The organism is Actinomadura formosensis NBRC 14204, assembly GCF_001552155.1.
Classification (GTDB): Bacteria; Actinomycetota; Actinomycetes; order Streptosporangiales; family Streptosporangiaceae; genus Spirillospora; species Spirillospora formosensis.
Map to the genome: position 1 here is coordinate 1 of NZ_BCQQ01000233.1, position 5,121 is coordinate 5,121.

Annotated in this window: 3 protein-coding genes and 1 pseudogene; 2 read left to right on the top strand and 2 right to left on the bottom strand. The window is 76.0% G+C overall.

The window, feature by feature from the left end; all coding sequences use genetic code 11:
- The first annotated feature begins 389 nt into the window (after window positions 1-389).
- Together AF1_RS31875 and AF1_RS33920 are read left to right on the top strand one after the other, a co-directional pair.
- The gene (locus tag AF1_RS31875) at window positions 390-1,343 is read left to right on the top strand and encodes an ornithine cyclodeaminase family protein (RefSeq protein ID WP_067807945.1); all 954 of its coding nucleotides are present in this window, start codon (window positions 390-392) and stop codon (window positions 1,341-1,343) included.
- 265 nt (window positions 1,344-1,608) lie between these two features.
- Window positions 1,609-2,133: pseudogene (locus AF1_RS33920) on the top strand (response regulator); the annotation flags it as partial.
- On the opposite strand, the gene AF1_RS31880 reads toward AF1_RS33920, so the two are convergent.
- A complete protein-coding gene (locus AF1_RS31880) occupies window positions 2,065-3,909 on the bottom strand; it encodes an ATP-binding cassette domain-containing protein (RefSeq protein WP_242609047.1) in 1,845 nt (614 codons plus the stop codon). The pseudogene AF1_RS33920 and the gene AF1_RS31880 overlap by 69 nt on opposite strands.
- A partial coding sequence (locus AF1_RS31885; RefSeq protein ID WP_157419391.1) for an ATP-binding cassette domain-containing protein occupies window positions 3,906-5,121 on the bottom strand: 1,216 nt, incomplete at its 5' end. The genes AF1_RS31885 and AF1_RS31880, both read right to left, overlap by 4 nt.

Here is a 5,121-nt window from a genome sequence, read left to right on the forward strand (position 1 = left end):
GGCGGGAGCGGCGGCGAGGGTCGCCGCGGCCACGCCGGCCGCGGCCGTGGCGACGACGGCGGTACCGACGAGGGTGTGACGCGTCTTCACTTGTGCCTCCAGCGGGGGGATTGGCGCACCCTTGTGGTGCGCCGGAGGTCTTGGACATGGTGTAAGAACTGTCAATGCGGGCGTAAGGGGCAGAAGCTGACCAATTCCCAGCAAGATCATTGGCACCCTGGCGGGGGGAGCGTGGTCAGCGCGTCCGGCGGATCTCCCCGGCGGAGTGAATCCGACATGTGGTCAAGAACACTGGGGATCGGATATTCGACGCGAATCCCCGCGTTCCGGTTCCCAGGGAGCAAAATGCCCGGGTGGTCACCGGACGGGCCAGATGTGAGAATGGCTTGGTGACGCTCCTTTTGGCTCGTTCCAACCTGGAGGCGCTGCTCGATCCCGGCGCGTGCCTCGACGCGCTGCGCCGCGGATTCACGGCCGAGCGGGACGGGGCGGTCGCGCGCCGGGTGATCGCGGGACTGCCCGGCCGGGGCAGTGCGACCGCGCTGCTGCCGGGCCTGGTCGCGGGCATCCCCGCCTACACGGTCAAGGTCAACGCCAAGTTCCCCGGCAGCCGCCCGGCGCTGCGCGGCGTCGTCTGCCTGCACGACCTCGGCACCGGCGAGCTGCTGGCCCAGCTCGACTCGGCGACCGTGACCGCGTGGCGGACCGGGCTGGCCGCCGCGCTCGGCACGCACGCGCTGGCCCGTCCGGGCGCCGGCACCGTCGCGGTGATCGGCGCGGGGGCGCAGGCCGACCTGGTCATGCGGGGGCTGGCGGAGCTGCGCGAGGTGCGCGGGCTCACCGTCTGCGACCTGGACGCCGGCCGCGCCGCCGCCTTCGCCGAACGGCACGGCGCCCGGCTCGGAATCGGCGCGGCCGTCGCGGCCGGCCCGCGCGCCGCCGTCCGGGACGCCGGGATCGTCGTCATGGCGACCTGGGCGCGCCGCCCCCTCCTGCACGCCGCCGACGTCCTGCCCGGGACGCACGTCACCTCGCTCGGCGCGGACGAGCCCGGCAAGGCCGAGCTGGGCACCGACCTGCTGAAGGGCGCCCGCGTCGTGGTGGACGACGTCCCGCTCGCGGCCGAGATGGGCGTGCTGGCCGCCGCGGGACTCGGCGCCGGGCACGCCGCCGGGACGCTCCGCGACCTGCTGCGCGGCCGGATGCCGGGCCGGGTGAAGGGCGACGAGGTCACCGTGTACGCGCCGGTCGGGCTGCCCTGGCAGGACCTCGCGCTCGGCTGGACCGCCTACGAGGCGGCCCGCGCCACCGGTACCGGGACGAAGTTCGATTTCTTGGCGTGATCAGGTGTGTACCGCTTTTTTCGCGGAATACCGGTCCGTGGATCGATGCATACGCCGCTTTGCAATGACGCCCCGAATAAAGTTGACTCCTCTCGGTAAGATCACCCACCCCACGCCAGGTGACCCATGAACCCCTGTTTACCTCCCGGCCGAATCCCCGGTCTGCCTTCGCGATCGCCTCCATGATCACCGCGACCCCTCGAATGGTGTTCGGTAATGATGTCCTTCCAGGGCCACTGTGGGTGGCCGGCCAATGGAGACGAAAATGATTCGGATTCTTCTCGCCGAGGGGGCGCCTCTCCTCCGCGGCGGGCTGGTCGCGTTGCTCGAAGGTATGAAAGACCTCGATGTCGTCGCCGCGGTCGGCTCTGGTGAGCAGGCGCTGCGCACCGCGCGCGGGCAGCGCCCCGACATCGCGCTCATCGACGCCGGGCTCCCCGGGGTGGACGGCTTCACCGTGGCCTGCGCGCTCCGCGAAGCCGTGCCCGAGTGCCGCACCGTCCTCATGGCGGGCCGCTGCCGGAACGGCGACCTGCGCCGCGCGGTGGCCGCGGGGGCGTCCGGGCTCGTGCTGAAGGACACCTCGCCCGGCGACCTCGTGGACGCCATCCGGCGGGCCGCGGACGGGGCGCGCGTCCTCGACCCCGACATCGCCTTCACCGAGCTGAGCTCCGCCGCGAGCCCGCTCACCGAGCGGGAGATCGAGGTGCTCTCGCTCGCCTCACGGGGCGCCTCCGCGGCGCAGATCGCCGAGGACCTCGTCCTGACGATCGGCACCGTCCGCAACCATCTGTCCCGCATCAACCGCAAGATCGGCGCGCAGAACCGGGTCCAGGCCATCCGGATCGCCGAGGACGCCGGATGGCTGTGAACCCGCCTCCCAGCGGCCGATGAGGTCCCGGTAGAGCGGGCAGACCGCGGGCAGATCCGCGTGCCGGCCGAGGTACGGGCGGGTTCCGTCCAGAACGAGGACGCGGCGCGCGCGCACGGCGGAGCTGATCCGATGCGCGATGACGATCAGCGTGCCCCCGCGCCGCGCGAACGCCTCCTCCGCCCGTGCCTCGGCGGCGGCGTCCAGCCGGTACGCGGCCTCGTCCAGGACGACCAGCGGCTGCGGCGCCAGGTAGGCGCGGCACAGCGCGATGAGCTGCCGCTGCGCCTCGCTCAGCGCGCCCGGCTCCAGCCGTGCGCCGTAGCCGCCGAGGTCGCGGACGAGCCCCGCCAGCCCCAGCGCGTCCACGGCCCGCCCGATCTGCCCGGGATCGGCGCCGGGCGCGTAGTAGGCGAGGTTGTCGCGCAGCGAGCCGGTGAACACGTACGCCTCCTGCGGGATGAGCACCCGGTGCTCCGGGTCGCCCGCCGGCCGTCCCGCCACGAGGACCTCGCCCGCGTCCGGGACGGCGAGCCCCGCGATGAGCGCCGCGAGCGTCGACTTCCCGATCCCGCTCGGCCCGACCACGGCCAGGTGGCCGCCCCGCGGGACGACGAGGTCGAGGTCCTCGATCACCGGCCGGGCGCCGGCCCCGTAGCCGAACGTGACCCCGCGCAGCTCGACCGCCGGAGCGTCCGCGACGGCCGCGCCCGCCGCCGGCCGGGCGGGCGCGTCCGGCGCGCTCGTCTCCAGGATGCGGCCGAGCGTCACCGCGAGCCGCAGCCCGCTGCCGCCCATGCCCTGCACGAGCGTCCGCAGCGCCGGCTGCAGCCCGTGCAGGACATAGGTCAGCGCGCCGATCACCGTCCCGGCGGTGGCGCCGCGCCGCATCAGCCACGGCGCCGCCGCGAGGACGAGCAGCAGCGGCAGCCATCCGCTCACCGCCAGCGCCACCGCGCGCAGCGCCGCGAACCGCGCCACCGCCCGCCCGGCCGCCGCCTGCGCCTCCACCGCCGCGCCGAACTCGGCCTCCAGCGCCTCCTCGCCGCCGCACGCGACGGCGTCCCGCAGCCCCTCCGCCAGCGCCGCCGTCCGCTCGGCGATGTCCTCCTCGCCGACGACGAGGTTCCGCTGCCGGACGGCCGCCGCGCCGAACACCGCCCCGAACAGCACCAGCCCGAACAGCAGCGGCGCCACCACCAGCGCCGCCACCTCCGGCATCATCGTCGCGAGCCCGAGCAGCGCCGCGCCGGCCGAGAACACGAACCCGCGTGCGACGACGAGCAGCCCGCCGAAGGTGTCGCGGACGATCTCCACCTGGTGCGTGAGCCGCGCGACCGCGCCCGTGTCGGGCCGCCCCCGCAGCGACCGGTGCAGCGCCCCGCCCGTGACCCGCCGCACCAGGTCGTCGCGGAACGGCTCCACGATCGCCGCCAGCGCCGGATACAGCCGCCGGCTCCCGGCCGCCCCCACGACCGCCGCGACCGCGAGCACCCCGAGCCACCCGGCCGCGTCCCGCGCCCGCCCCGTCCGGAAGGCGTCGGCCGCCTCCCCGACGGCCCGGCCGAACACGGCGGCGGGCACGGCCTCCACGACCGACCACGCCGCGGCCCGCGCCGCGGCCCGGGGCCGGGCCGCGACGGCGTTCCCGGCCGTCCGCCACAGGACCCGCGCGGCCTCCCGCCTCCCCCTCATTCCCCGGCGTCCTCGGCGGTGAAGACGGCACGGTAGGCCGGATCGCGCCAGAGGCCGGCGTGGCGGCCCACGGCGCGGGCGCGGCCGCCGTCCAGCCAGACGACCAGGTCCGCGCGGGCGGCGGTGGAGGCGCGGTGGGCGATGATCAGACGGGTGCGGCCGGCGAAGCGGTCCAGGATCGCGTCGGTGATCTCGACCTCGGTGACGGTGTCGAGGCTGGAGGTGGCGTCGTCCAGGATGAGGACGCGGCCGGTGTGCGCGAAGGCGCGGGCGAGGCCCATCCGCTGCAGTTCGCCACCCGACATCGGCGCGTCCGCCAGCGGCGTGTCGTAGCCGTGGGGGAGACGCTGGACGAAGCCGTCGGCGCGGGCGGCCCGCGCGGACTCGCGCAGCCACGCCTCCGGCGGGCGCGCCGGGCCGAACGCGATCGCGTCCCGGACGGTCGCGCCGAACAGCGCCGGGCGGGCGAACGCGTAGCCGATCTCGCGGCGCAGCGCCGCCCGCGTCAGCCGGGGGAGCGGTGTTCCGTCCAGCCGGATCTCGCCCCGGTCGGGGTCGGTGAGGCGCCCGGCGAGCGCGGCGAGTTCCGAGGTACCGGAGCCGGAGCGTCCGACGACGGCGACGGCCAGCCCGCCGGGGACGGTCAGGTCCAGGCCGTCCAGCACGCCGAGGCCGGCGACATCGCGGAACTCCAGGCGGCCGGGGCCGGGCGGGGCGGGCTCGGTGCCGTGGGACGGTGCGGGCAGGCCGAGGATCTCGGCGGCACGGCGGGCCCCGGCGCGGGCGCGGCCGAGCCGCAGCACCTGGGTGAGGACGGGCCCGAACCCGGCGGCGAGCCCCGCGTACTGCACGGTCGCGACCAGCTCGCCGGGCGTGATGCGGCCCGCCGCCAGCTCCACCCCGGCGATCGCGACCGCGGCGACCTGCAGGAGCAGCAGCGCCAGCAGGCCCCGGGCGGCGACCCCGCCCTGCACCCGCCACATCGTCTCGCCCTCCGCGCGCAGGTCCGGGAGGGGTTCCAGGATGCGTGCCGTCTCGCGCCCGGCGGTGCCCGCCGCGGCGATCGTCCGGGCGCCGCCGAGCGCCTCGGCGAGCCGTCCCGCGATCGTCCCCTGGACGTTCAGGTACCGGGTCGCGGACGCGGTGATGTCGCGGACGAACGCGCGCATCAGCAGCGCCACCGCCGGCAGCGCCACCGCGATCGCCGCCGCC